The 24,430-nt window shown below is 70.8% G+C and carries 18 protein-coding genes; 14 read left to right on the top strand and 4 right to left on the bottom strand.

The genetic code is table 11. The features are described from left to right. Window positions 1-206 precede the first annotated feature (206 nt). Together VFZ09_RS27520 and VFZ09_RS27515 are read left to right on the top strand one after the other, a co-directional pair. On the top strand, window positions 207-506 hold the full coding sequence (locus VFZ09_RS27520) for a hypothetical protein (protein WP_329730652.1): 300 nt from the start codon (window positions 207-209) through the stop codon (window positions 504-506). Between the two features lie 50 nt (window positions 507-556). Beyond that, window positions 557-1,102 carry a hypothetical protein gene (locus VFZ09_RS27515; protein WP_329730651.1) on the top strand — a complete coding sequence of 182 codons (546 nt, stop codon included), beginning with the start codon at window positions 557-559 and terminating at the stop codon, window positions 1,100-1,102. A gap of 107 nt (window positions 1,103-1,209) precedes the next feature. Here VFZ09_RS27515 and VFZ09_RS27510 read toward each other — a convergent pair whose 3' ends face one another. The 3 genes from VFZ09_RS27510 to VFZ09_RS27500 all read right to left on the bottom strand — a co-directional run bounded on the left by VFZ09_RS27510 (window position 1,210) and on the right by VFZ09_RS27500 (window position 2,589). Further along, window positions 1,210-1,749 (bottom strand): hypothetical protein, encoded by a 540-nt coding sequence (locus tag VFZ09_RS27510; protein WP_329730650.1) that lies wholly within the window; start codon window positions 1,747-1,749, stop codon window positions 1,210-1,212. Window positions 1,750-1,812: 63 nt separating this feature from the next. Further along, window positions 1,813-2,286 (bottom strand): hypothetical protein, encoded by a 474-nt coding sequence (locus tag VFZ09_RS27505; RefSeq protein WP_329730649.1) that lies wholly within the window; start codon window positions 2,284-2,286, stop codon window positions 1,813-1,815. A 96-nt stretch (window positions 2,287-2,382) separates the two neighbouring features. Next, window positions 2,383-2,589, bottom strand: a complete 207-nt coding sequence (locus tag VFZ09_RS27500) for a hypothetical protein (protein WP_329730648.1) — start codon at window positions 2,587-2,589, stop codon at window positions 2,383-2,385. A gap of 96 nt (window positions 2,590-2,685) precedes the next feature. Here VFZ09_RS27500 and VFZ09_RS27495 point away from each other — a divergent pair, with 96 nt between their 5' ends. The 3 genes from VFZ09_RS27495 (at window position 2,686) to VFZ09_RS27485 (ending at window position 5,694) form a co-directional block, all read left to right on the top strand. Then, window positions 2,686-3,552 (top strand): hypothetical protein, encoded by an 867-nt coding sequence (locus VFZ09_RS27495; protein WP_329730647.1) that lies wholly within the window; start codon window positions 2,686-2,688, stop codon window positions 3,550-3,552. A gap of 669 nt (window positions 3,553-4,221) precedes the next feature. Continuing rightward, window positions 4,222-4,464, top strand: a complete 243-nt coding sequence (locus VFZ09_RS27490; RefSeq protein WP_329730646.1) for a helix-turn-helix domain-containing protein — start codon at window positions 4,222-4,224, stop codon at window positions 4,462-4,464. Window positions 4,465-4,467: 3 nt separating this feature from the next. Further along, window positions 4,468-5,694 carry a site-specific integrase gene (locus tag VFZ09_RS27485; RefSeq protein WP_329730645.1) on the top strand — a complete coding sequence of 409 codons (1,227 nt, stop codon included), beginning with the start codon at window positions 4,468-4,470 and terminating at the stop codon, window positions 5,692-5,694. A gap of 7 nt (window positions 5,695-5,701) precedes the next feature. Here the strand turns inward: VFZ09_RS27485 and VFZ09_RS27480 are convergent, their stop codons facing one another. Beyond that, a complete protein-coding gene (locus VFZ09_RS27480; protein ID WP_329730644.1) occupies window positions 5,702-7,162 on the bottom strand; it encodes a sigma-54 dependent transcriptional regulator in 1,461 nt (486 codons plus the stop codon). Window positions 7,163-7,613: 451 nt separating this feature from the next. Here VFZ09_RS27480 and VFZ09_RS27475 point away from each other — a divergent pair, with 451 nt between their 5' ends. From VFZ09_RS27475 to cheB, 9 genes are all read left to right on the top strand, one after another. Beyond that, window positions 7,614-14,804, top strand: a complete 7,191-nt coding sequence (locus VFZ09_RS27475) for a S8 family serine peptidase (RefSeq protein ID WP_329730643.1) — start codon at window positions 7,614-7,616, stop codon at window positions 14,802-14,804. Between the two features lie 157 nt (window positions 14,805-14,961). Further along, entirely contained in the window at window positions 14,962-15,504 is a 543-nt protein-coding gene (locus VFZ09_RS27470; protein WP_329730642.1) for a hypothetical protein, read from the top strand. 84 nt (window positions 15,505-15,588) lie between these two features. Beyond that, window positions 15,589-16,347 (top strand): OmpA family protein, encoded by a 759-nt coding sequence (locus VFZ09_RS27465; protein ID WP_329730641.1) that lies wholly within the window; start codon window positions 15,589-15,591, stop codon window positions 16,345-16,347. Window positions 16,348-16,374: 27 nt separating this feature from the next. Further along, complete coding sequence (locus VFZ09_RS27460) at window positions 16,375-16,809, top strand: chemotaxis protein CheW (RefSeq protein ID WP_329730640.1); 435 nt, start codon at window positions 16,375-16,377, stop codon at window positions 16,807-16,809. Between the two features lie 3 nt (window positions 16,810-16,812). Further along, window positions 16,813-17,193: a protein CrdC gene (locus VFZ09_RS27455; protein ID WP_329730639.1), complete on the top strand. Its 381-nt coding sequence runs from the start codon at window positions 16,813-16,815 to the stop codon at window positions 17,191-17,193. Further along, on the top strand, window positions 17,190-19,013 hold the full coding sequence (locus VFZ09_RS27450; RefSeq protein ID WP_329730638.1) for a methyl-accepting chemotaxis protein: 1,824 nt from the start codon (window positions 17,190-17,192) through the stop codon (window positions 19,011-19,013). The genes VFZ09_RS27455 and VFZ09_RS27450 overlap by 4 nt, the downstream gene beginning before the upstream one ends. Then, window positions 19,013-20,833 carry a methyl-accepting chemotaxis protein gene (locus VFZ09_RS27445; protein ID WP_329730735.1) on the top strand — a complete coding sequence of 607 codons (1,821 nt, stop codon included), beginning with the start codon at window positions 19,013-19,015 and terminating at the stop codon, window positions 20,831-20,833. Before VFZ09_RS27450 ends, VFZ09_RS27445 begins: the two co-directional genes overlap by 1 nt. Continuing rightward, window positions 20,830-23,283 carry a hybrid sensor histidine kinase/response regulator gene (locus tag VFZ09_RS27440; RefSeq protein ID WP_329730637.1) on the top strand — a complete coding sequence of 818 codons (2,454 nt, stop codon included), beginning with the start codon at window positions 20,830-20,832 and terminating at the stop codon, window positions 23,281-23,283. The genes VFZ09_RS27445 and VFZ09_RS27440 overlap by 4 nt, the downstream gene beginning before the upstream one ends. Window positions 23,284-23,352: 69 nt before the next feature. Next, complete coding sequence (gene cheB / locus VFZ09_RS27435; protein WP_329730636.1) at window positions 23,353-24,426, top strand: chemotaxis-specific protein-glutamate methyltransferase CheB; 1,074 nt, start codon at window positions 23,353-23,355, stop codon at window positions 24,424-24,426. The last annotated feature ends 4 nt before the right edge of the window (window positions 24,427-24,430 follow it).

Below are 24,430 nucleotides of genomic sequence, written 5' to 3'. Positions count from 1 at the left end.
GGGTCGTCCGACAGTTTCCGGCGGGAAATCCGTGGGGTAACCGGGTGCGCAGGATTGTACCCGCCGAGCAATCCAAAGTTTGACCCCACTGTACGGTTTTTTGGGGTGGGGGTGACTACATGTCGCACATGTAGGACATGTATTGCGTTTCACTCTCACGGTAACGCTGTGCATGTAGGACAGGCGCTCGCCCCTTCTCGCTGGGCATGAGCACCCCCACCACCCCCGAGTCCAAGCCCTCGCCCTGGCTCACCATGGCGGTGCCCATCGTCGTCACGCTGCTCGGGCTCGCCGTGCAGTGGGGCACGCTGGGCGCCGACGTGCGCCACCTCGAGCGCCGCACCACCACCGTCGAGACGGACCTGTCCCGCGTCGCTGCCACCCAGAGCAACGCCGCCATCCAGGCTGGACGCCTCGAAGAGCAGCTCCGAGCCCTCAACAGCGAGATCGCCCGCCTCTCGCGCGCCGTCGAGAAGCTGACCGAGAAGCCGCAGGCGAGCCGCTGACCCTTTCACCCCGGGCCCGGCGTGCCGGCGCCCATCACCCAGGAGCACCCATGCGTCGCCTGTCCCTGTCGTCCCTCGCCGTCATCACCCTGCTGTCCCTGTCCGCCCCCGCGCTGGCCGAGCCCCAGGCCGAGTCCACGGGCGCGGGCCTCGTCACCGCGCACCTGGTCTCCCAGGCCCAGACCCAGAGCACCGCGCCCAAGGTGGCCCTGCCCGAGGCGCCTCCCCCCGACACCTCCACGTCCGGCGAGGTGCAGTTGGGCGAGGTGGTGAAGTTGGTGGCCCAGGCCGTGAGCTCCCGGAACTGGGGCCTGCTTGCCTGCGCGGTGGTGCTCGGGCTCGTGTACGTGGTGCGGCGCTTCGGGGTGTCCAAGCTGCCCTGGCTGCGGACGGACGCGGCCGGCATCGCCCTGGCGCTCGTGACGGCGGCCGGACTGCAACTCTCCGCCGCTCTGGGCGCCGGCAGGCCGGTGACGCTCTCGCTGGTGCTGGGCATCCTCACCACCGCCGCGGGAGCCTCGGGCCTGTTCAGCTGGGGAGCCAAGCTGAAGGCGGCGACCACGAGGCCCGTGCCTGCCGACATCCGATTGCGCTGACCTGCACCAACCCCTGAAGCACGAAGGGCCCGGTCTCCACCTCGGAGCCGGGCCCTTCCTTGTTCTGTAGCTGTGTCTATGCGTCCACTGCGCTTGACCCCGAACGCCTACAGCGGGGCGAGAACCGGAAGCGCGACCAACGCCGCCGCGATGGCCGCCGCCGCAGCCGCCGGGGTGATCTCCACCTGCTTCGCCTTCAACTCCTCGAGCAGTTCCTTGAGGAACGGGCGCATGAACGACTCGGCCTTGCTGGCATAGGGGGCGATGGCCTCGGCACCGCGCTGGCCACCCTGCCTGTTGCACCAGTCGTCATGGCTGTTGCGGAAGTGCTCCAGCGCATCGTCCGCACCGGTGAGGCCGAACAGCTTCCCGGACATGGCCTCCTGGGTGGCCTTGATCAGCTTCTCGGCAGCCGTGGCGTTGGCGCACTCCTCCTCGGCCTGGTTGAAGCCCAGGGACCTGGCCACCGGCTCCACCATCCGCCGGACGGCCTCGTAGAGATTGCGCTCGGCGGTGCGCGTCAGGCCCGTTTTCGTGTTGATGCTGTACGGCGCGGGCGCGGGCGTCTCGGCGTAGGCGATGGTGGCACCGAGGAGCGAGAGGATGGCGATGGCCCGGACTCCGAACGACATGCTGATGAACCGCATGAGACCTCCGATGGCACCGGCGCGCGGGATGCGGCTGGTGTGCGAACCAGAAGGGGTGCCGCCTCATGCCGAGGGGCGAGCCGGCACGTAGCCGGTGCCCCGGCAGGGATCGCAGCTCGTCACCACCACCGAGGTTCCGCCGTCGCTGCCCTCGTCATCCCCGGTGCCACCGCACGCCGAGCAGACGGCGCGGCCGATGGCCTGACTCTGCCGGGCGAGGAACAGCTGGCGCTCGAGCTCCCCACGGAGGCTGTCCGCGTCCACCCCCAGGAGCCGGAGGTTCTTCCGGCGGCCGGAGACCTCCATGTAACGCAGGTTCCAGTCCGCCTGGGCCGAGAGCGTGCCGTCCGCCTTCACGAGGGACAGGGCCGACTCGGCCTTGGCGAGCTGCTCTCGGGCCTGCAGCTGGCGCGTCTCGACGTCCACGACGTTGGCGCGGAAGGCCTCGGCCCGGGCCAGGTCGACGGTCGCGAGCTCCTCGAGGAGGGTGGAGAGGGAGGGGGGGGTGGGCAGGTGCGACGGAACGGGGCAGGGCATGGCAGTCCTCCTTGTGGGTGGGTGTGGAAAGACACGAGCCCCGGACGGCGGGGGGAGGGCCGTCCGAGGCTCGCGGAGGCCGGGGCTAGTCGGCCTCTAGTCGTGGTTGTTGGTGGGGTGGCACTCACCGGCCACTCCGTGCGCCCGGCACTTCCACTTGTACCAGTCGCAGGTGCACTGAAAGAGGGTCGCCTCGGCGCAGCACCGAACGACGTGGGCGAGGTTGCCCGGGCCGTAAACGATCGCGGGCTCCTCGGGCTCCGGCAGGCCCATCAGCTTGCGGTGGCGCTCGGTGAGGTGCATCGGCATACCGAGGAGAAGGGGTGGACGTGAATATCCACTGGGAGACAGCGTCGGTGCGGGTGAGGTACAACCCGGCGCGGGAGGGATTCACGCGCCATGGCCGACACGCAGCGGGGGAACCAGCTCGGGCAGTACCAGCTCGGACCGAGGTACAGGGACACGCAGGACATGGGTCGCATCTACCGGGCCCACAACGTGGAGACGGGCGCGCCCGCGCTGGTGCTGCAGCGCACCGAGCGACAGGTGGACGAGCAGCCCCTGGCCAACTGGCAGGTGCGCGTCACCTCCTCCGTGTCCCCGGCCTTCCTCGCCCTCGAGGTGGAGTGCGCGCCCGCAGCTGGCCTCCCCGCCGATGTCGCCGAGGAGTTCGTGGTCATGATGGGAGACGCTGAGCAGCTCGCCAACGCCGTCGTGGACCGCCCCGAGACCCTGCCGCACCTGCGCGCCGCACCCCGGCATCCCGCCGCGCGGACCACCCCCGATCAACAAATTACGAAATTTCGTAATTTCGAAACTCGCCCCGCCCCGAGCTGGCGCCGTCCCTTCCTCGCCGCGGGGCTCGTGGCCGCAGCTGCCGCCGTGCTCCTCCACCTGGGCGGAGCCGAGCCGCCCCCCCACTACGAGCCCGGCGCCGAACTGGCCCAGGGCGACGTGGACGCCGGGTGGGGCTGGGATGACGCCTCGGTCGCCACGGGCATGGTGCTCACCAACAGCGCCGATGACCTCCCCATCGTCCTGGCCCGCGCACTGCCCAAGAAGCCGTTCTCCAACCAGAAGCGCCCGCCGTGCGAGAAGCTGCTCGAGGTGGAGATCAACAACGGATGCTGGGTGCCCCACGAGGTGCGCGCTCCCTGTCCGGACCGCCTGTATGAGTTTGGGGGCAAGTGCTACCTGCCGGCTGCCAAGCCGGAGTCGTCGCCGCGGGCCCTCTCGCGCCAGTCGCTTGCGTTTGACCGGCCGTAGGCGTATCTATTGCCGTTAGTTGCAGTTCCCTGTTGCCGGACCACCTGACTGCAAGCAGGTACCAGCAACACCCCGAAGACATCGCCGACCTTTTTCTGTGCTGGTCGGCCTCAGGAAAGCCCGCCCCTATGGACTGCCCTGGGGGTCGGCCTCGGACGCCTCGCACCGGCCTTGCAGACGGTGCTGAGGCGTCTGTTTTTGGGGTGTGCGATGGGGGATGTCCGCAGTAGCACCCGACAGCACCGGCGCGCAGCGCCCGCGTGGCACGTCCGAGGTGGACGCGTCCCGGTTGTGGCTCGATTGGTGCTCAATCCTTTCTCAGACGTCACCGGCACGCGCGGCTTGTATGTGCCGGTTCGCCCGCCGTCAGGGTCCCCTGTGACCGAGCTCACAGGCCGCCTGACGCGTTTTGTCACCGCGCTCTATGGAGCGGCCCTTTCGGTAGTCCGTCTTCCGAGACAGCGCGGCCAGCCCATGGACGGGGTGCGCCAGAACGGAGCGATGCCCCGTGCCAGAGTGGCGCAAGGGCGCTGGCACAATAGTTGTTAGCAAGTGAACGGCACGTAACCTGGGGGAGGCGGGGGGGGGAGCGGGGGAAACACCAACGCAGACGTGACGGCCGACACAGGAGCTCGCGCTCCGCGTGTTGCCGTGGAGCGCCCGACGACGATGACGAACTGCAACAAGAACGAGAGAAGGCCGAAGCTGGTGCAGGTGCCCGAGGCCGGGCTCTGGGACACCGCCCAGGTGGCGCAGTACCTGAAGGTGTCGAAGTCCTGGGTGTGGAAGCAGTGCCGCGAGCGCCTGGGGCTGCCCTTCATCGAGCTCGGCGAGCGCAACTACCGCTTCAACCCCGAGGCGGTGAAGGCCTGGCTGGCGTCCCAGAGCGGGCAGCACGGGCAGGTGGGCTGAGCCGTGACGAGCGCGTACTTCCGGCCCAACAAGAAGGGGAAGGCGGTGCTGGCCGCCGGCAAGCGCCTGCAGCGGCGCGCCCCCGACTTCGGCACCTGGTGGATCCGCTACCGGGATGCCGCGGGGCGGTTGGTGCGCGAGCGTACGTCCGCGAGGATGGAGGCCGAGGCCGAGCGGATGGCCCAGGAGAAGGCGCTCCACGCCGAGCGGGTGGCCTCGGGCCTGGCGGCGCCCGCGCCGGTGCCGATGACGTGCGAGGAGCTCTTCACCCGGTACCTGGATGCCAACAAGCACCTGGGCTCCCAGGCCCCCATGCGCTCGCAGGTGAAGGTGTGGCTGGTGCCGCACTTCAAGAGGAAGCCCGTGGCGGCCGTCACCCCGGCGGACTGCGACGCGCTTCTCATGAAGTCCAGGGACGCGGGTCAGGAGCCGGCCACGGTGCGCCAGTTGCACATCCGCGCGCGTCTCGTCTTCAAGTACGCCGTGCAGCTCGGCGCCATCCGGGAGAACCCCTGGGATCGCGTCCCCAGGCCGAAGGTGTCGGTGAAGACGCCCCGCTTCCTCTCGCGCGAGCAGGTGGCCGCGCTGCTGCAGGCCGCCGGGCAGTACCGCCTACTGCTGCTCACCGCGGTGCTCACCGGCATGCGCCGGGGCGAGCTGGCGGCGCTGGCCTGGGGGGACATCCACTGGGACGAGGGCCCCCTGGGCCTCATCCACGTGCGCCGCAGCTGGAAGCGCGACACCACCAAGGGCGGCAAGGAGCGGATCATCCCCCTGCACCCCGCGCTCCGGGCGGAGCTCGAGGCCGCCTTCAGGGCGCTGCCCCGGGACGGGCAGGGGGCGCTCGTGGAGCCGCTGGTGTTCGCCTCGCCCGAGGGCGGGTTGCGCAACGAGGGGTGGCACACCGCGAAGCTGGTGCGCCGGATTGCCGCTCGCGCAGGGGTGGAGCTGCCCCGGGGCTTCACCTTCCATGACTTGAGGAAGACGTTCCTCACCCACCTGTTGGCGGACACGTTGGGAAACCTCGGTGCCGGCCAGCAGCTCGCTGGGCACTCCACGCCCGCCGTCACGTCCACCTACTACCTGGGCCGGAACATCGACTTCCTCTCCCAGGCCGTCGAGTCCCTGAGGCTGGTGGAACCAGCTTCAGCACCCGAGCACAAGGCGAGCACACGGCGCCTGAAGCTCGTCAGCAACGCAGCAGGAAGCACCAGAAAGGGGCAGCAATAATGCGTACTTACGGTTCGCCGCCTCCCCGGCGGAGTCCGAGGGCCTTCATCTTCTTGTAGAAGTGACCGCGCTCCAGATCGAGCAGCCGCGCCGCCTCGGTGACGTTGTCCTGCGTGTGCGCGAGTGTGAACAGGATGATCTCCCGCTCGGCGTCCTCCACCTGCTCGCGGAAGGTCCGATCCACGCGAGGACGGAATCCGCCGCCGGGCGCCGGGGCCGCGGGAGGCGCCGTGGGAACGGGCACGGCGGGGGTACGCGGCGCGGAGGCCTCGGCGAACGGAGCCACGGACGGCGGCACGGCCCCCTTGCCCCGGGGCAGCAGCTCGGCGGCCTCCTGGCCGGTGACGACGGGGCCCTCGCAGAGGATGGCCAGCCGCTCCACCAGGTTGCGCAGCTCGCGCACGTTGCCCGGGTAGTCATAGGCGGACATCACCGCCAGCGCCTCGGGGGACAGGGACAGCGGCCGGCGCCCGTTCTTCGTGCACGCCTCCTTCAGGAAGGCGTCGATCAACGCCGGCAGGTCCTCCCGCCGCTCGCGCAGGGGGGGCGAGTGAATCTGCACCACGTTGATGCGGTAGTAGAGATCCTCGCGGAAGCGCCCGGCCTCGATCTCCTTCTCCAGGTTCTTGTTCGTCGCGGCGATGACGCGCACGTTCACCTTGAGGGTCTCCGCGCCGCCCACCCGCTCCAGCTCGCCCTCCTGCAGCACGCGCAGCAGCTTGGTCTGCATGGCCTGGGGCATGTCGCCAATCTCATCCAGGAAGAGCGTGCCCTCGTGGGCCAGCTCGAACTTGCCGCGCCGCACGCTCACCGCGCCGGTGAAGGCGCCCTTCTCGTGGCCGAACAGCTCGCTCTCGATGAGCTCGTGCGGCACCGCCGCGCAGTTGAGCTTCACGAAGGGCCCGCTCTTGCGCTTGGAGTTCTGGTGCAGCGCCCGGGCGATGAGCTCCTTGCCGGTGCCGTTCTCGCCGGTGATGAGCACCCGGCCCTCGGAGGGCGCCGTGCGCTGGATGAGCGAGAAGATGCGCTGCATGGCCGGGCCGCTGCCCACCATGTCGTAGCGGCCCACCTCCGCGCGCAGGGCCTGCAGCTCCTCGAGCATCGCCTGCTGCTTGAGCGCGTTGCGCAGCGCCACCAGCAGCCTGTCCCGGGCGATGGGCTTCTCCAGGAAGTCGCGTGCCCCCAGCTGCGTGGCCTTCACCGCCGTGTCGATGGTGCCGTGCCCGGACATCATGATGACGGGCAGCTCTGGTTTGAGCTCCATCAACCGGGCCAGGGCCGTCAGCCCGTCCATGTCCGGCATCTTCACGTCCATCAGCACCGCGTCCACCGGGCGCGCGGACACCACGTCCAGGGCCACCTGCCCGCTGGCCGCCAGCTCCGTGCGGTAGCCCGCCAGCTGCAGCGACGTCTGGAGCGTCAGGAGGATGTTCTTCTCGTCATCGACGATGAGCACGGTGGAAGGCATGTCGAAGCACCTGGGGGCAGGGGCCACTGTGGCCGCCGGGCCGCACCGTCCCGGAAATCCTCCGTTCGTTCAAGCTCCAAGCGCCGTGGAGTTTCCTGACTTCTGAGAGCGCGGCACTTCTCGCGACGCCTGGCTGCCAGGCTGCTCTGCTCAAGCCTTTTCTTTGCGTGTCAAAAGGATTGACCTTCAATCAATGGCTTGCATTGTCCGCTTCTTGTCAGTCTTTGCAGGAGTGTGATATTTCATCAGACTCCGGTGGTGGGTAGCGGGCGGGTAACTCCGGCGTTCGCAGGGGACGTTGCCGACAGCGGAGCAGCCACCGGACTTCACCGGGCGGAGCCATGGAAGCAGGCGTGGCCCGCTCGTCGTTCAAGGGGCAAGACCCATGAAGGAATCGGCGTACCGGACTGCCGGTATGCGCGCTCGTGGTGTGTCCACGAGAGTGCTGGGAGTGGCATGGCTCACGACGGCGCTGGCGTGCGGAGGCTCGGGCAACGAGTCCGGACAGCGGCTCGAGGGCTATCGTTCAGATGCGCCGTTCCACAAGGTCCAGCTCAGTGCGCAGAAGGCGGCGGAGCTGGAGAAGCAGGGCGCCAGGGTCCTCGGGGACTATGGCTCCTTCAAGCTGGTGCAGGTGGACACCGCCACGCTGGAGTCGTTGCCGGCCGCGCCGGGCGTGGAGCTGCGTGACGACTATGATCACATCCTGCTGAACGCGGGGAAGATCGACACCACGACCGCGAGCGCGACGTCCCTGCGCGGCATGCGGAAGACGGCGTTCGTGGGCAAGCGCTTCCACCTGGTGCACTTCTCCGGCCCGGTGCGTGCCGAGTGGCTCGCGGAGCTGGAGGCCACGGGCGTCAAGGTGGTGACGTACGTCCCCAACAACGCCTACCTCGTCTATGGAGATGGGGCCGCGCTGAACAGCCTGCAGCGGCACATCACCGCCTCCCCGGCCATCCAGTGGGATGGCGAGTACCTGGAGGACTACAAGCTGGATCCCTCGATCCAGACGATCGACACGCCCACCTACTCCATCCAGCTCATCAAGGATGACGAGGCGAACGCGGAGACGCTGGCGCTCATCCGCGGGCTGCAGGCGCGCGAGGGCGTGGTCCAGGAGGCGATGGACTACGTGAACGTGGTGGCGTGGGTGGACCGGAAGGCGTTGGATCAGATCGTCCAGCGCCCGGATGTGCTGTCCATCCAGCCGCGCCCGCAGCGCAAGAAGTTCGACGAGCGGCAGGACATGATCCTCGCCGGGCAGCTCACCGGCACCGGTCCGACGGGGCCGGGCTACCTGGCGTGGCTGGCGTCCAAGGGCTTCACCCAGGAGCAGTTCACCGCGTCCGGCTTCGGCGTGGACGTGAGTGACAGCGGCCTGGACAACGGCACTCCGGTGCCCAACCACTTCGGCTTGTACGTCAAGGGAGATGTCGGGGCCGCCAGCCGCGTCGTCTACAACCGGCTGGAGGGCACGGCGAACACGGGCAGCACCCTCCAGGGCTGCGATGGCCACGGCAACCTGAACACCCACATCGTGGCGGGTTACGTCAACCTGAGCGGCGCTCCCCACGCGGACACGGCGGGCTTCCTCCATGGCCTGGGCGTGGCGCCCTTCGTGAAGGTGGGCTCCTCGGTGGTGTTCGACCCGAGCAACTTCACGGATCCGGACTACGAGGATCTGCAGTCGCGCGCGTACCGGGACGGCATGCGCATCAGCTCCAACAGCTGGGGCGCCTCCACCGACCTGTACGACGCGGACGCGCAGCGGTTCGACGCGCTGGTGCGCGACGCGCAGCCCGCGGACGCGGCGGTGCCGAACCCGGGCAACCAGGAGATGTTCATCGCCGTCGCGGCGGGTAACGACGGGCCGACCGCGGGCTCCATCGGCTCTCCGGCCACGGCGAAGAACGTCATCGCCGTGGGAGCCTCGGAGAACGTCCGGCCCTTCGGGGGCGATGACGGCTGCGCGACCCCCGACAGCGAGGCCAACAGCCTCTACGACGTGGCGTCGTTCTCCAGCCGCGGTCCCACCGCCGATGGCCGCAAGAAGCCGGACATCCAGGCTCCGGGCACGCACGTGGGAGGCGGCGTGGCCCAGGCCGCGGGCCAGCGCTCCTCCACGCCGGCCAACCCCACTGGCGCGGCGCTCTCCTGCTTCACCAGTCTTGGCGATGGCGTCTGTGGCGGCACCGGCGGCAGCCTCTTCTACCCGTCGTCGGGCCAGCAGTGGTACTCGGCCTCCTCCGGCACCAGCCACTCCACGCCCGCGGTGGCGGGTGCGGCGGCGCTCGTCCGCCAATACTTCATCAACCAGGGCCGCACTCCGCCCAGCCCGGCGATGATGAAGGCCTTCCTGATGGGCTCCACCCGTTACATGACGGGGACGGGGGCCAACGACTCGCTCTACTCCAACAGCCAGGGCACCGGTCTGATGGACCTGGGCATGGCGTTCGACGGGGTCCAACGCCTGCTGGAGGACCAGCGGCCGGACAACCTGCTGCGCACCACGGGCGAGACGCGCACCTTCACCAACCGGGTGGTGGATGCGACCCGGCCCTTCCGTGTGACGCTGGCCTGGACGGACGCTCCGGGCTCCACCACCGGCAGCGCCTGGAAGAACAACCTGGACCTCACCGTGACGGTGGGGGGCAACACGTACAAGGGCAACGTCTTCAGCGGTGGCACGTCCGTGACGGGCGGCAGCGCGGACACCCAGAACAACGTGGAGAGCGTCTTCCTGCCGGCGGGCATCACGGGTCCCTTCACCGTGACGGTGACGGCCACCAACCTCAACTCGGACGGTGTGCCCAACAACGGCGTGGCGGTGGATCAGGACTTCGCGCTCGTCGTCTACAACGTCTGCGGTACTCCGGGTGGCACGCTCTCCGGGGTGACGGCCACCCCGAGTGGCACCAGCCGCGTCGACGTGGATTGGGCGCCCAATGGCGCGACCTCGTACAACGTCTACCGGGCCACGACGCGGGGCGGGCCGTATACGCGCGTGGGCTCCGTGGCGGCGCCGCCGTTCACGGACGCCGGCCTGTCGGGCGGGACGACGTATTACTACGTGGTGCGTGCGGTGGACTGTGTCGAGTCACCGGACTCCAACGAGGCCTCGGTGGTGAGCACGGGCGTGTGCACGCTGCCGCCCACGTTCGCGGGGCTCACCTCCGTCAACAGCGGCGTCTCCAGCACCTGCACCAACACCCTGGCCTGGTCCGCGGCCACGCCGCTGTGCGGTGGCACCCTCAGCTACTCGGTGTACCGGAGCACCACGCCGGGCTTCACCCCCTCGGCGGCCAACCGGATCGCCACCGGGGTGACGGGCACTTCGTTCTCGGATGATTTGAACCTGGCGCAAGGCACCCCGTACTACTACGTGGTGCGCGCCACCGAGACGAGCACGGCCACGTTCGAGGAGACCAACTCGGTGCAGCAGGGGACCACGGTGACCGGCACCGTGACGCCGGGCGTGCGCTACTTCGATGACTTCGACGCCAACCGCCCGGCCAGCGCGTCCGCGTACTGGCTCCCCACGGTCATCACCGGCAGCGCGTCCACCATGAAGATCTTCTCCGGCTGCCACTACCAGTCGGCCACGAACGCGTACCGGATGGCCTCGACGGGCACCACGTGTGGCGGCACCTACTCCAACACCCAGGATCACCTGCTGGTGCTGGGAGGCAACGGCTCGGTGTCGTCCGACATCAACGGCTTCGCCATTCCGTCCAGCCCCCTCAGCCCCCAGATGACGTTCAACGTCTGGTACAACCTGGAGTCCAGGTTCGACGGCGTCTACCTCGTCTACAGCACCACGGGCGCGAGCGGTCCCTGGACCGAGGTGTCCGACACGGTGTCCTCGACGCAGCCGTACCTCTCGGCGGGCCTCTACGACAACCTGCTCAGCGGCACGTCGACCCGCATCTGGACCTACCAGAGCATCAACGCCAACGGCTCGCTCAAGCCAGTGACCGTCAACCTGGGCGCGCTCGCCGGGCAGAAGGTGTGGTTCGGGTTCCGCTTCCACAGTGACGGCTCCAACAGCTACGAGGGCTTCTACGTGGACGATGTGCGCGTCACGGCGGACTCGGTGGTCCGCTGCACCACGAACGTTCCGCCTCCGGGACCGGCCGTGGCCTACAAGGTGACCGGGCTCCCGGCCTCGGTGGCCGCGGGCACGGAGTCGGCCGTGAGCGTGACGGCGTATGACGCCGTGGGCCAGGTGGCCACCGGCTACAATGGCAGCGCGGCGCTCACCAGCTCGGATCCCCGCGCGGTGGTGCTCTCCACCGCGCTCTTCACCGCGGGCGTGGCGAGCGGCCTGCCCGTCACCTTCGGTACCGTGGGCGCGCAGTCCGTCACCGCGACGGACACGGCGAACCCGGGCATCACCGCCGGTGCCAGCACCACCGTCACCCCCGGCCCCGCGGCCCGCCTGGGCTTCACCGTGCAGCCCACCAACGCGGTGGCCGGTGCCTCCCTCTCGCCCGCCGTGAAGGTGGGCCTGACGGATGTGTATGGCAACACGGTGTCCACGGGCTCGTACCTCGTCACCCTGGTGATCGGTGACAACGTGGGCGGTGGCTCGCTGTCCGGCACCGCGAAGGTGGCCATGAGCAGCGGCGTTGCCACCTTCAGCGGCCTGTCCATCGACAAGGTGGGGACGGGCTATACGCTGGCGGCCAGCGCCACCGGCCTCACCGGTACCACCAGCTCCGGCTTCAACATCACCCCGGCCGCGGCCAACAAGCTGGCCATCGTGACCCAGCCTTCCACCGTGGCGGCGGGAGTGCCCATCGCTCCTCCGGTGCAGGTGGCCATCCTGGACAGGTTCGGCAACGTGAGCACGTCCACGGCCAACGTCGTCCTCGCGCTGAGCGCCAGTCCTGGAGGCGCCACGCTCTCCGGCACCACCACGGTGGCGGCGGTGAGCGGTGTGGCCACCTTCTCCAACCTGTCGCTCAACAAGGTGGGCACCGGGAACAAGCTGACGGCCACCTCGGGCACGCTGACCAGCGCGGGCAGCGAGCTGTTCGAGGTGACGCCCGGCGAGCCGTACCGTGCCCTCATCACCCGGCAGCCTTCCGACGTGGCGGTGGGTGCGCCCATCTCCCCGGCCGTGGAGGTCTCCCTGTATGACCGGCTCGGCAACCTGGCGACGCAGGTCAACTCGCCCGTGTCCGTGTCGCTGGCCTACAACGCGAGCGGCGGCGCCCTGGCGGGCACCACCACCGTGAACGCGGCGAGGGGTGTGGCCACCTTCGACGCCCTGACGGTGACGCGCCCCGGCGTCAACTACACGCTGCAGGCGGGCGGCAGTGGACTCTTCCTGGACAGCAGCGTGGGCTTCAACGTCCGCGCGGGTGCTCCGGCCCGGCTGGCGTTCCGCACGCCTCCGGCCAGCGCGGTGGCGGGCGCGACGCTCGCCCCCGTGACGGTGGAGATCCAGGACGTGGAGGGCAACCTCAACACCAGCGCGACGGCGGAAGTGACGCTCTCGCTGGGGGGGCCGGCGGGCGGCTCGCTCGGTGGCACCACCACGGTGGCGGCCGTCAACGGCGTGGCCACCTTCCCGTCGCTCTTCATCCGCCGGGCGGCCGTGGGCTACACGCTGAGCGCGAACGCCACGGGCCTGACGGAGGCCACCAGCCGCGCCTTCGACATCGCTCCGGGCGCGGTGGCGGCACTGGCCTTCTCCGTCCAGCCGGCCAACGTGGCGGCGGGCACGGCCTTCGCCCCGGGGGTGAAGGTCGCCGTCCAGGACGAGTACGGCAACCTCGTGGCGAGCGCGAATGACGAGGTCACCCTGTCCCTGGCGAGCAACCCGGAAGGGGCCTCGCTGGTGGGCACGATGAAGGCGGCGGCCGTCAACGGCGTGGCCTCCTTCAGCGACCTGACCGTCAACCGGGTGGGCGCGGGTTACACGCTGGTCGCGGCCTCGGGCTCGCTCGAGGGCGCGACGAGCGCGGCGTTCGACGTGGAGGCCGGCAAGTCCTCGCGGCTGGTGTTCCGGACGGGTCCGGCCCACACGACGGCGGGCGCGGTGCTCGCCCCGGTCGAGGTGGAGATCCGCGATGCCTTCGGCAACCCGGTGGCGGCGGCCAACAGCATCACCCTGACGCTCCAGGGCGGCACGGGTGCCACGCTGGGCGGCACCACCACGGTGACGGCGAGCGGCGGCGTGGCGGCCTTCGGCGACCTGGCCATCACCCAGGCGGCGGCGGGCTACCGGCTGCTGGCGAAGGCGGACGGGCTGGTGGACGTCACCAGCGGCACGTTCGATGTCTCGCCCGGTGCGGCGGCGGCGCTGGCCTTCACGGTCCAGCCCGGTGCCGCGCAGGCGGGTGCGGCGATGGGCCCGGCGGTGCGCGTGTCCATCCGGGATGCCTTCGGCAACCTCGTCACGGGGGCGTCGGATGCCATCACGCTCTCCCTGGGCTCCAACCCGGGCGGTGCGGTGCTGACGGGCACCACCACGGTGGCGGCCGTCAACGGCGTGGCCACCTTCGAGGACCTGTCGCTCAACCGTCCTGGCCGCGGTTACACGCTCCAGGCGAGCGCGGCCGCGCTGTCCTCGGCGACGAGCTCGGCGTTCGAGGTCTCCACGGGGGCTCCGGCGCGCCTGGTCTTCCGCGGCACGCAGGCCCGGGTCGCGGCGGGTGTCACGCTGGCGCCCATCGAGGTGGAGCTGCAGGACGCCCAGGGCAACGTGCTCTCCGGCGGCAGCGCCCAGGTGACGCTGAGCCTCGGCGCGAACCCGGCGGCCGGCATGCTGCTCGGCGCGGCGCCGGTGTCCGCGGTGAATGGCGTGGCGAAGTTCGACGGCGTGTCCCTGCGCAAGGCCGGCACCGGCTACACGCTGGTGGCGAGCGCCCAGGGCTTCGCGGGTGCGACGAGCACGGCGCTCGAGGTGACGCCGGGCCCGGTGGCCAGCTACGCGCTGTCGCTCCCCGCGAGCGTCACCGCGGGCCAGGAGGTGACGCTCTCCGCCACGGCGTATGACGCGTACGGCAACGTGGCCACCTCCTACGCGGGGGCGGTCCGGGTGGCGAGCTCGGACGGCTCGGGACACCTCCCGGCCAACGCGGCCTTCGTGGACGGGGTGCTCTCCGGCCTGAAGGTGACGTTCATGTCCTCGGGGCTGAGGACGCTCACCCTGACGGACGCCGAGCAGGCCAGCCTGAGCGGCGTCGCGCAGACCAACGTCACGCCCTTCGCACAGCCCACCGTGGCGGTGACGGAGCCCGCGGGCGGCACGGAGGTGTCCGGTGAGGTCCGCATCACCGCCGCGGGTGCGGTGGCCGCGGGCACCACGCCGGCCCGGCTCTCCCTCCTGGTGGATGGGCAGGTGATCGCCACCGGCACGGAGGCGACGCTGACGGCTACCTGGGACAGCTCCAGGGTGGCGGGCGGCACGGCGCACACGGTGACGGCCGTGTTCTCCGACAGCGCGGGCAACGTGGTGGGCTCCGCTCCGGTGGGCATCACCGTGAAGGCCGAGCGTTGCGGCTGCGGCGCCACCTCGGGCGCGGACGCGAGCCTGTACCTGGGGCTGTTCGCCCTGGCGCGGTACGTGTCCCTGCGGCGGCGCCAGACGCGCAAGGAGTCGCGCAAGGAGACGCGCAAGGCCGCCTGAGCGGTGGGGCCCGTCCCGTGCGCGCGCTGACTGGGCGCGCCGGGACGGACCGGTTGCCCTGGAGACGAGCCGGTTGACCGGAACGCGCGGTGTGGGGCACTCCCCCCGCGCGTTCCGCTTTTGGGAAGGCCCGCGGGTGGAGGCCAGGAGGTGCGGCATGGTGTTGCTGACGGCGCAGGTGGGGGCGTGGGCGGTGATGTTGCTGCTGGGCGCGGGCGGGGCGGAGGGGGAGGGCGGCTCGAAATCGAAGCAGCGGGCGGAGAGGCTCGCGAGCGAGGCGCGGGCGCTGGCCAACCCGCGCGGCTGCGAGAAGGTGGAGGAATGCGAGCTGGCGGGATTCGGCCACAAGCCCTGCGGCGGACCGCGTGAGTTCATCGCGTACTGCTCGCGGACCACGGACGTGAAGACGCTGCGGGCCCGGCTCGAGGCGCTCGAGAAGGCCGAGAAGGCGTGGCAGGAGGAGGCGGGGCTCAAGTCCCGCTGTGGCCTGACGCGCAGGCCGCGGCTCCGGTGGGAGGACGGGGTGTGTCTCGCCCAGGAAGGTACGGATGGTCCGGCCCTGTCACAGGGAGTTGAAAGCAACCAGGCCGCCCGGTGGGCCGCGGGGCGGGCGGCCGGGCTCGGTTTCTCGATTTTCTTTTGTCCTATCAAGGGCTTCGAAGGCAGGGTGGAACCTTCCAAAAGGGACAAAAGCCTTTGACTCCACGTTCAAGGGCGGGCTAGACGCGGACGGCTCGTAATTGGGTGTGACTCGTCCTCGGGACGTCCTTTTTTTGGAGGAGAAATGCGTCGGATTTCGATGGTCGCGGGGCTTGCCCTCGCTGTGACGGTGCTGGCCGGCTGCCCGCCGACCTACCCCAAGTGCAACAGCGACGAGACCTGCCAGGAGAAGGGCGAGGTCTGTGTGAACGGCTCCTGCCAGGAGTGCGCCGCCGACGCCAACTGCAAGGAGGGCTTCGCGTGCCAGGAGAACAAGTGCGTTCCCAAGGGCCCGGAGTGCTCGCGTGACGAGCAGTGCACGGGCGGGAAGATCTGCGAGGCCGGCAAGTGCGCCGAGCCGCAGTGCACCTCCAAGGCCCAGTGCCAGGGCGCCCAGGAGTGCCAGAAGGGCCGCTGCGCGCTGCCGCCGGGCGCCTGCAACTCCAACACCGACTGCGGTGGGGACCAGGAGTGCAAGGAGAACAAGTGCGTGGCCGCCGCCGCCCAGAAGACCGAGTGCAACTATGAGCCGCTGCGCTTCGGCTTCAACGAGTCCTCCCTCACCCCCGAGGCCCAGAGCCGCCTGGGCGAGCTGGCCCAGTGCATCAAGGACTCGGGCGCCGGCCGCATCGAGCTCGCCGGGCATGCGGACGAGCGTGGCACCGAGGAGTACAACCTCCAGCTGTCCCAGAAGCGCGCCGCCTCGGTCAAGAAGTACCTGGTGGACCTGGGCGTGCCGGCCAGCCAGCTGAAGACGGTGGGTTACGGCGAGAACAAGCCGGCCGAGCAGGGCGCCACGGAGGAGTCCTGGGCGGCCAACCGTCGCGTCGAGTTCGTGCGCTAGCCGTCCTTGAGGTAGGCTGCGCGCGAAATGGCCTCGACCGAGACCGAGACGCGGCAGTCCTACCTCGTATTCGCCTGTGGCAGCAGCTGGTACGCCGTACCAGCTGAGGTCGCGGCGGAAGTCGTCAGCTTTCCGGAGCTGACGCGGGTGCCCGGCGCCCCCGGGCACCTGTTGGGTGTCTTCGCTCACCGTGGGGAGGTCATCCCCGTGGTGGACATGAGCACGCTGGTGTCCGGCGAGAGCGAGCCCACCCGCCGCGCCGTGCTGGTGCGGCTGACGCGAGGCACCCTGGCCCTCACCGCCAGCCGGGTGGCCGGCGTGTCCCAGGTGGACGGACGCCTGGAGCCCCTGGGGGTCAACGGGGTGCACCTCCACCTGCGCGGGCCCGCCCGCAGCGCCCAACGGGACGTGGCGGTCATCGATCCCGAGGGCCTGTTCGATCACCTCAGCCAGGGAAGCTGAGCCATGGCCACGGGCAGCCGCAGCATCACCGGCATGCTCCTGTGCCGGGCGGGCCACCACCGGGTGGCCTTCTCCGCGCACGAGGTGGCCACCATCGAGTCGCCGGGCACCTTCGGGGGCCGGGCCGGTTCGGCGTGCCAGGCCTTCGGCTCGTGCACCGGGCCCGAGCGCATCCTCGTGGCCGCCTCGGGTGAGGCGGTGGGCGTGGACGCGCTGGAGATCGACTCCGAGCCGCTCTCCCTGTTGCCGGCGCCGGCGCTGCTGGCCCGGGTGGCGGGGGGCAGTCTGCGCGGCTTCGTGCAGGTGCGGGGCGCGCTGTGGCCGTTGATGTCGTTGGTGGACTTCGGGCGTTTCCTGGCGCCCTCCGCCCGGGAGGCCGCGTGAGTGCGCTGGAGGGATTGAAGGGGAGCGTCCCGGAGGGGCTGAAGGGCCTGTCGGCGTGGACCACGCAGCCGTCCTGGCTGGGCGGGGTGGTGGGGCTGGGGCTGGCGCTGTTCTACGGCAGGCTCACGCACTCGGTGCCCGCGGGCCATGGCTGGCTCTTCCTGGGGTTGCTGCTGGCGGTGCTGGTGATGAACGCCGTGCTGTCCGGCGCCCAGGAGCGTCACGCGCTGCGCGTGCTGCGGGCGGTGGAGCAGGGGCGGCTGCCGTCCAATCCGGACAACCTGCGCCGCGCGCTCCAGGAGGTCCGCCGCATCCCCGGGCGCTGCTTCTGGTTCACCCTGCAGGCCTGGGTGGGGGGCGCGCTGATGCTGGCGGTGACGTTCCCGCCCCTGGCGCAGGCGCCGTGGAGCACGGGGATGCGCCTCATGCTGGTGGGCGTGTCGCTCGGCCCGCTGTCCTCCATGCTCGTCTACCTCATGGTGGTGCGCCGGGGCCGCCGGGCCTCCGAGCGCATCGCCGCGCAGGGCCTGTCCCCGCAGGAGGTCATCGCCGCGCTCCCCACCGAGCGGCTGCGGCTGCGGCGCCGGCTGGTGATGTTCACCGCGGTGGCGGTGCTCAGCCCGTCCATCTTCATCCTCGACGTGTCGGTGAGCCGCACGTTGAGCACCTTCGATCGGATCCTGGAGAACCGGGGCGAGCCCGCGGTGCAGAAGCAGGTGGTGCACAAGGCCCGCCACTCCACCGGGATGGCGCTGGTGGTGCTCTCCGGCATGGTGGTGCTGCTGGTGGTGGGCACGGCGTACGTGGCGGGCACGGCGCTGGCCGAGCCCCTGCGCGCCCTGTCCGAGGACGCCACCCGCATCGCCCAGGGCGAGGTGCGCACCCCGCGCTTCATCCCCGCCGAGGACGAGGTGTGGGCGGTGTCCGGCGCCTTCACCCGCATGCAGGCGCAGCTGGCCCAGGCGCTCGTGCAGTTGCAGCGCGCGGGGCTTCAAATCTCCTCCACCACCGAGCAGCTGGTGGCCACCTCGGCGGACCAGGAGTCCGGCGCGGGGGAGCAGGCCATCTCGCTCAACGAGACGCGGGCCACCACCGAGGAACTGGCGCGCTCGGCGCAGCAGATCGCCGTCAACGCCGAGTCGGTGTCCACCATGGCGGAGACGACCTTCGGGGCGGCGCAGAGCGGGCAGCGCAGCGCGGCGGCCTTCCTCGCGGCCATGCACCGCATGAAGGCGGACAACCAGGGCATCGCGGATGCCGTGGTGCGGCTCAACAAGCGGGTGCAGCAGATCGGCAAGGTGGTGGAGTTCATCAACGAGATCGCCGACAAGTCGGACCTGCTGGCGCTCAACGCCGAGCTGGAGGGCACCAAGGCGGGTGAGCCCGGCCGGGGCTTCTCGCTGGTGGCCGCGGAGATGCGGCGGCTGGCGGAGAACGTGCTGTCCTCCACGCTGGCCATCGAGCGGCTGATCGACGAAATCCGCGACGCCACCCAGGCGGCGGTGATGGCCACCGAGGCGGGCCTGAAGACGACGGAGCGCGGCGCCTCGCTGGCGGCGCAGGTGGACCAGAGCCTGGGCCTCATCCTCGAGCTGGCGCGGCAGACGTCCCACGCCGTGCGCTCCATCTCCCTGGCCACCCAGCAGCAGCAGACGGGCACGGATCAGCTCGCCGCCGCCATGGGCGACATCCTGCGCGTCACCGAGGAGAACGCCGAGGCCACCCAGCAGATGGTGGCGGCCAACACGGACCTGTCCGCGCTGGCGAGGGATTTGAAGGCCACGGTGCAGCGCTTCCGCGTGGCGGAGAGGGAAGGGTGATGCGGACCCCCCGCTTCCTGCGCTACCGGCGTCCCTTCAGCCGCCGCCTGGTGATGGCGGTCGTCTACGCCAACGTCACCACCTTCATCCTCAGCAGCCGCTACGCCCAGCTCACCATCGGGGAGCGGCTGGATGACAGCATGCCGCTGTTCCTCAGGCTGATGGGGGCGTTCTCCTTCATCGCCATCGTGGTGCAGGCGGTGCTGTGCCTGCGCCGGCTGCGCGGGCTGCTCGTCGTGGAGGCCGCGCAAGGACCGAGCCAGCCGGAGCTGCTCGGGCAGGCGCTGCGGGAGGTCCACGGGCTGGCGGACTTCACCTTCACCTCCACGCTGGCCATGTGGATGCTCACCTCCGTCCTCGTCAACGTGGGGCTGTGGGTGAGCGGCGCGCCCATGGGCCTCCTGGAGTCCCTGCGCACCGGCCTGCCGGGGTTGATCTTCGGTCCGCTCTCCTCGCTGCTGACGTACTGCATCGTCACGCTGCGGGCCCGGCGCGTGGTGCTGGACATGGGCCCCCTGGGCCTGACGCCCGAGCTGGCCATCTCCGTGGCGCCCCGGCGCTCGCAGATCCGCCTGCGGCTGAGCCTCTTCACCGCCATCGTCGTGGTGACGCCGGCCATGCTCATCTGGGACGTGAGCACGGTGCTGGCCAACCGGGCCTTCGATCAGGTGCTGACGGAGGCCGACCCGAAGCGCCAGGCGGAGCTGGCCGAGCTGCTGCGCACCGAGGCGCTGTGGTCCGGCGGCGCGCTGTGCCTGCTCGTCTTCGGGGTGGCCCTGGCCGCGGCCTACCTGGGCGGCACCCTGCTGGGCCGTCCCATGCGCCAGCTGGGCGAGGACGCCCACCGCATCGCCGAGGGGGACCTGAGCCGCTCGCGCATCATCCCCGCCGAGGACGAGGTGTGGTCCGTCTCGGCCGCCTTCTCCACCATGCGCGCCCACCTGGCGGACGTGCTGGCGCAGCTGCAGCGCGCCGGCTACCGCATCGGCACCACCACCGAGGAGATTCTCTCCACCTCCTCGCGCTACGAGGCCGGTGCCGCCGAGCAGGCCAGCTCGCTGGATGAGACGAGCGCCACCACCGAGGAGCTGGCGCGCTCGGCCCGGCAGATCGCCGAGAACGCCGGCTCGGTGGCGGAGATCGCCCACAAGACGCTCGCGGCGGCCCGCCAGGGACAGGCCAGCGCCGAGGCCTTCCTGGAGACGATGAACCGCATGCGCCACGACAACCAGGCCATCGCCACCGCGGTGGCCCGGTTGAACAAGCGCGTGCAGCAGATCGGCAAGATCGTCGAGTTCATCAACGGCGTGGCCGACAAGTCGGACCTGCTCGCGCTCAACGCCGAGCTGGAGGGCACCAAGGCGGGCGAGGTGGGGCAGGGCTTCTCGCTGGTGGCCGCGGAGATGCGCCGGCTGGCGGAGAACGTCATCGAGTCCACCAAGGAGATAGAGGGGCTCATCGAGGAGGTGCAGGACGCCTCGGGCGGCGCGGTGATGGCCACCGAGGGCGGCGTGCGCGCCACCGAGACGGGCACCGCGCTGGCGCAGCAGGTCTCCGAGTCGCTGCGGCAGATCGTCGAGTTGGCCGGGCGCACGTCGGACGCGGTGCGGGCCATCTCGCTGGCCACGCAGCAGCAGCAGGGCGGCACGGATCTGCTCGCCGAGGCCATGGCGGACATCCTGCGCATCACCCAGCAGAGCCACAACGCCACCAAGCAGGTCATCAGTGCCAATGGCGACCTGTCCACGCTGGCGCGTGATTTGAGAGGGGTGGTGGAGCGCTTCCAGATCGATCCACCCGCGCCAGGGGGCAAGGTGTGAGCGCGCGGGAGAAGTTGCTCAAACAGTTCCGGGAGCTGGTGGGGGTGCGCCTGGAGCGCATCAACCGGCGCATCGTGGAACTGGAGGCGGGCGCGAGCCTGGAGGCCGGCCGCACGGTGCTGCGCGAGCTGCACGGGCTGAAGGGCGAGGCCCGGATGATGGGCTTCGACGCCATCAACTCCGTGGTGCACGAGATGGAGGAGCTGGTGCGCTCCACCGAGCGCGCCGAGCATGCGATGTCCGCCGGCTCCATCGACGCGCTGCTCCAGGCGGGAGACGCGGTGCTGGTGCTGGCCGGGGCGTCGCCCGAGCCGGCCCAGACGCCTCCCGAGGTGGACAAGCTGGTGCGCTGGCTGCAGGAGTGCACCCGCGCCGAGGTCTCCGGTCAGGTGGCGCCCGCCCCCACCCCGAGCCCGGCGCCCCCTCCGGTGCCGCCCGCGCGCAAGGAGGCCCCGGAGAAGGAGCGGGACGAGCGGGACGAGGTCACCCCCGCGTGGGGCTCGGCCCCGCTGAACGTCATGGTGTCCTCGCTGGTGTCCCGGCAGGCGCCGCCCCCGTCGGCTCCTCCCGTGCCGGCTCCCCCGGCGCGGCCTCCCCTGGTGGGTCGCTCAGTGCCGGTGGAGCCTCCGCGCGCGCAGGGGTCCGTGACGGCCACCGCCGCCACCACCATCAGCCGGATGCCGCCGGCCACGCCCGAGGTGCCGGTGCGGACGGGCTCGGCGTCCGGTGTGCGCGCGGGAGACCGGGCGGACGGCTCGGTGCGCATCGGCGTGGCCAGCCTGGATCTGCTCACGAGCGCGGTGACGAACCTCACCCAGGTGTCGCGCCGCCGCGAGCTGGCCACCACCCGGCGGCTGGAGCTGGCGCGGGAGCTGAGCCTGCTGGCGCGGGCCGCGGAGGACCTGGGGCCGGCGGCCGCCGCGCTCTCGGAGCGGCTGGGCAAGGCGAAGGAGCTGGCCGCCGCCCTCCACCGCGAGGCGAAGCTGCTGGCCAACGAGGAGCTGCGCGACCTGGGCTACGTGGCCGAAGAGGTGCAGCGCCTGCGCATGCTGCCGCTCTCCGTGCTCTTCGAGCCCTACCCGCGCATGGTGCGCGATCTGGCGCGCGAACTGGGCAAGGAAGTGGAGCTGGTGGTGGACGGCGAGGACACCCGCGCCGACCGGGCGGTGGTGGAGGCGCTGAGGGATCCCCTGCTGCACCTGGTGCGCAACGCGCTGGACCATGGTCTGGAGTCCCGGGTGGACCGGGTGGCCACGGGCAAGCACCCGCGCGGACGGCTGACGCTGGGGGCCGCGCGGGACGGCAACCGGCTGGTGCTGCGCGTGGAGGACGACGGCGTGGGCCTGGAGCCCGCGCTGCTGCGCCGGGCGGCGGTGCGCAAGGGCTTCCTGGACGAGGCCTCGGCGTCGGCGCTGACGGATCAAGCGGCGCGCGAGCTCATCTTCCTCTCGGGCTTCACCTCGCGCGAGGTGGCCACGGACATCTCCGGACGCGGCGTGGGGCTGGACGCGGTGCGCAGCTCGCTCCGGGCGCTGGGGGGAGACGTGCTGGTGGCTTCCTCGCCGGGCGGGGGCACGCGCTTCGAGCTGCGGGTGCCGGTGTCCCTCACCGTGGCCCCGCTGCTCTTCGTGAAGGTGGGCGAGGAGACGCTCTGCCTGAGCGCCGTCCACGTCTCGCGGGCGGTGAAGGTGGAGGCCTCGCAGATCCGCGAGGTGGCCGGGCGCGCGGTGCTGGAGGTGGATGAGCAGCCCATGCCCTTCGCCTCGTTGGGGGCGCTGCTCGGGCTGGGGCCGGAGGAGGTGGCGGGCGAGGGGGCCCTGGTGCTGGTGGTGCGCAGCCAGGGGGCCACGGCCGCGCTGGCGGTGGACCGCGTCCTGGAGGAGAGCGTCCAGGCCATCCTGCCGTTGAAGGGACTGCTGGCGCGCTTCCCGCACCTCACGGGCGCCACCACCCTGGCGGATGGCCGGCTCGCCATGGTGCTGTCGGCGGCCCACCTCATCGCCAGCGCCCAGGGAGCCATGGGCCCGCGGGTACCCCGCGCGCCCGCTCCCTCCCGTCCACCTCCCGCTCCCCGCCGCCGCATCCTCGTGGTGGACGACTCCCCCCTCACCCGGGAGCTGATCGGCTCCCTGCTGGAGGCCGTGGGGTACGATGTGGTCATGGCCACCGACGGCATGGAGGCCCTGGACATGCTCAACGCGGCCCCCAATGGCCCCAGGGTGGACCTGGTCTGCACGGACCTGGAGATGCCCCGGGTGGACGGGTTGGAGCTGACCCGCCGCCTCAAGGCGCATGCGACCCACAAGGTCCTCCCCGTGGTCATCCTCACCACGCGTGGAGGAGAGGAGGACCGGCAGCGCGGGTTGGCGGCGGGGGCGGACGGCTACATCACCAAGGGTGACCTGGTGCGTCAGGATCTGGTGGACGTGGTGGGCCGGCTCCTGGGCTGACGTGCGCCTGCGGGACTGTGGGCCCAATTGGGTATACTCGGGGCGTCGCGCACGGAGTATGGAAGCCACATGGGCAAGAAAGTGTCAGTGCTGGTCGTCGACGACTCGCACATCTGCCGACAGCTGATCTGCGAAGCTCTGGGCCGGGATCCGGACCTGGAGGTTGTCGGGACTTGCGCCAACGGCAAGGAGGCGCTGGAGGCCGCGCGGGAGCTGCGTCCGCAGGTCATCACCATGGACGTGGAGATGCCGGTGATGGATGGGCTCACGGCCGTGGAGCACATCATGGCCGAGGTGCCCACGCCCATCCTCATGCTGACGGCGGATCCCCGGCAGCAGGCCCCGGAGCTCACGTGCCGGGCGCTGGAGCTGGGCGCGCTGGCGCTGCAGATCAAACCCGCCATCGACGCGGGCACCGAGGCGTGGAACCTGTCGCGCGAGGTGAAGCTGCTGTCCTCGGTGCGCGTCATCCGGCACATCCACAACAGCAAGCAGCGCCGGCCGCCGTTGCCGGGCACGGGTGGGGCGGCGGTGACGCCCGCGCAACCGGTGGGCATGCCGTACGGGGTGCTCGCGGTGGCCAGCTCCACCGGTGGTCCGCAGGTCCTCTTCCGGATGCTCTCGGAGCTGCCGGCGGACTTCCCCACGCCCATCGTCATCGTCCAGCACATCAACGCCGCCTTCTCCGAGTCGCTGGCGGGCTGGCTGGCCAACTCCTCGAAGCTGAAGGTGCGGCTGGCCACGGACGGCGAGCAGCTGCTGCCGGGCAACGTGCTGATCGCCCCGCCGGGGCAGCACATGTCCATCCCCTTCCGGGGGCGGGTGGCGCTGCGGCCGGGCGTGGAGCGGGACGGCCACATGCCCTCGGGCACGGTGCTGCTGGAGAGCGCGGCCAAGGCCTACGGACGGCGCACCCTGGGGCTCATCCTCACCGGCATGGGCGAGGACGGCGCGGATGGCATGCTCGCCATCAAGCAGGCTGGCGGACTGACGCTGGCGCAGAACGAGGAGTCGTGCGTGGTGTTCGGCATGCCGGGCGCGTCGGTGGCGCGCAAGGCGGTGGATCACCTCGTCCACGGTGACGACATCGCGGGAGCGCTGGTACGGCTCGCCCGGGGTGAGATGCTCACCGCGGGGCGCTGATCGC

The organism is Archangium sp., from assembly GCF_036277355.1.
GTDB lineage: Bacteria > Myxococcota > Myxococcia > Myxococcales > Myxococcaceae > Archangium.
This window is presented reverse-complemented; position numbering and strand designations above follow the sequence as displayed.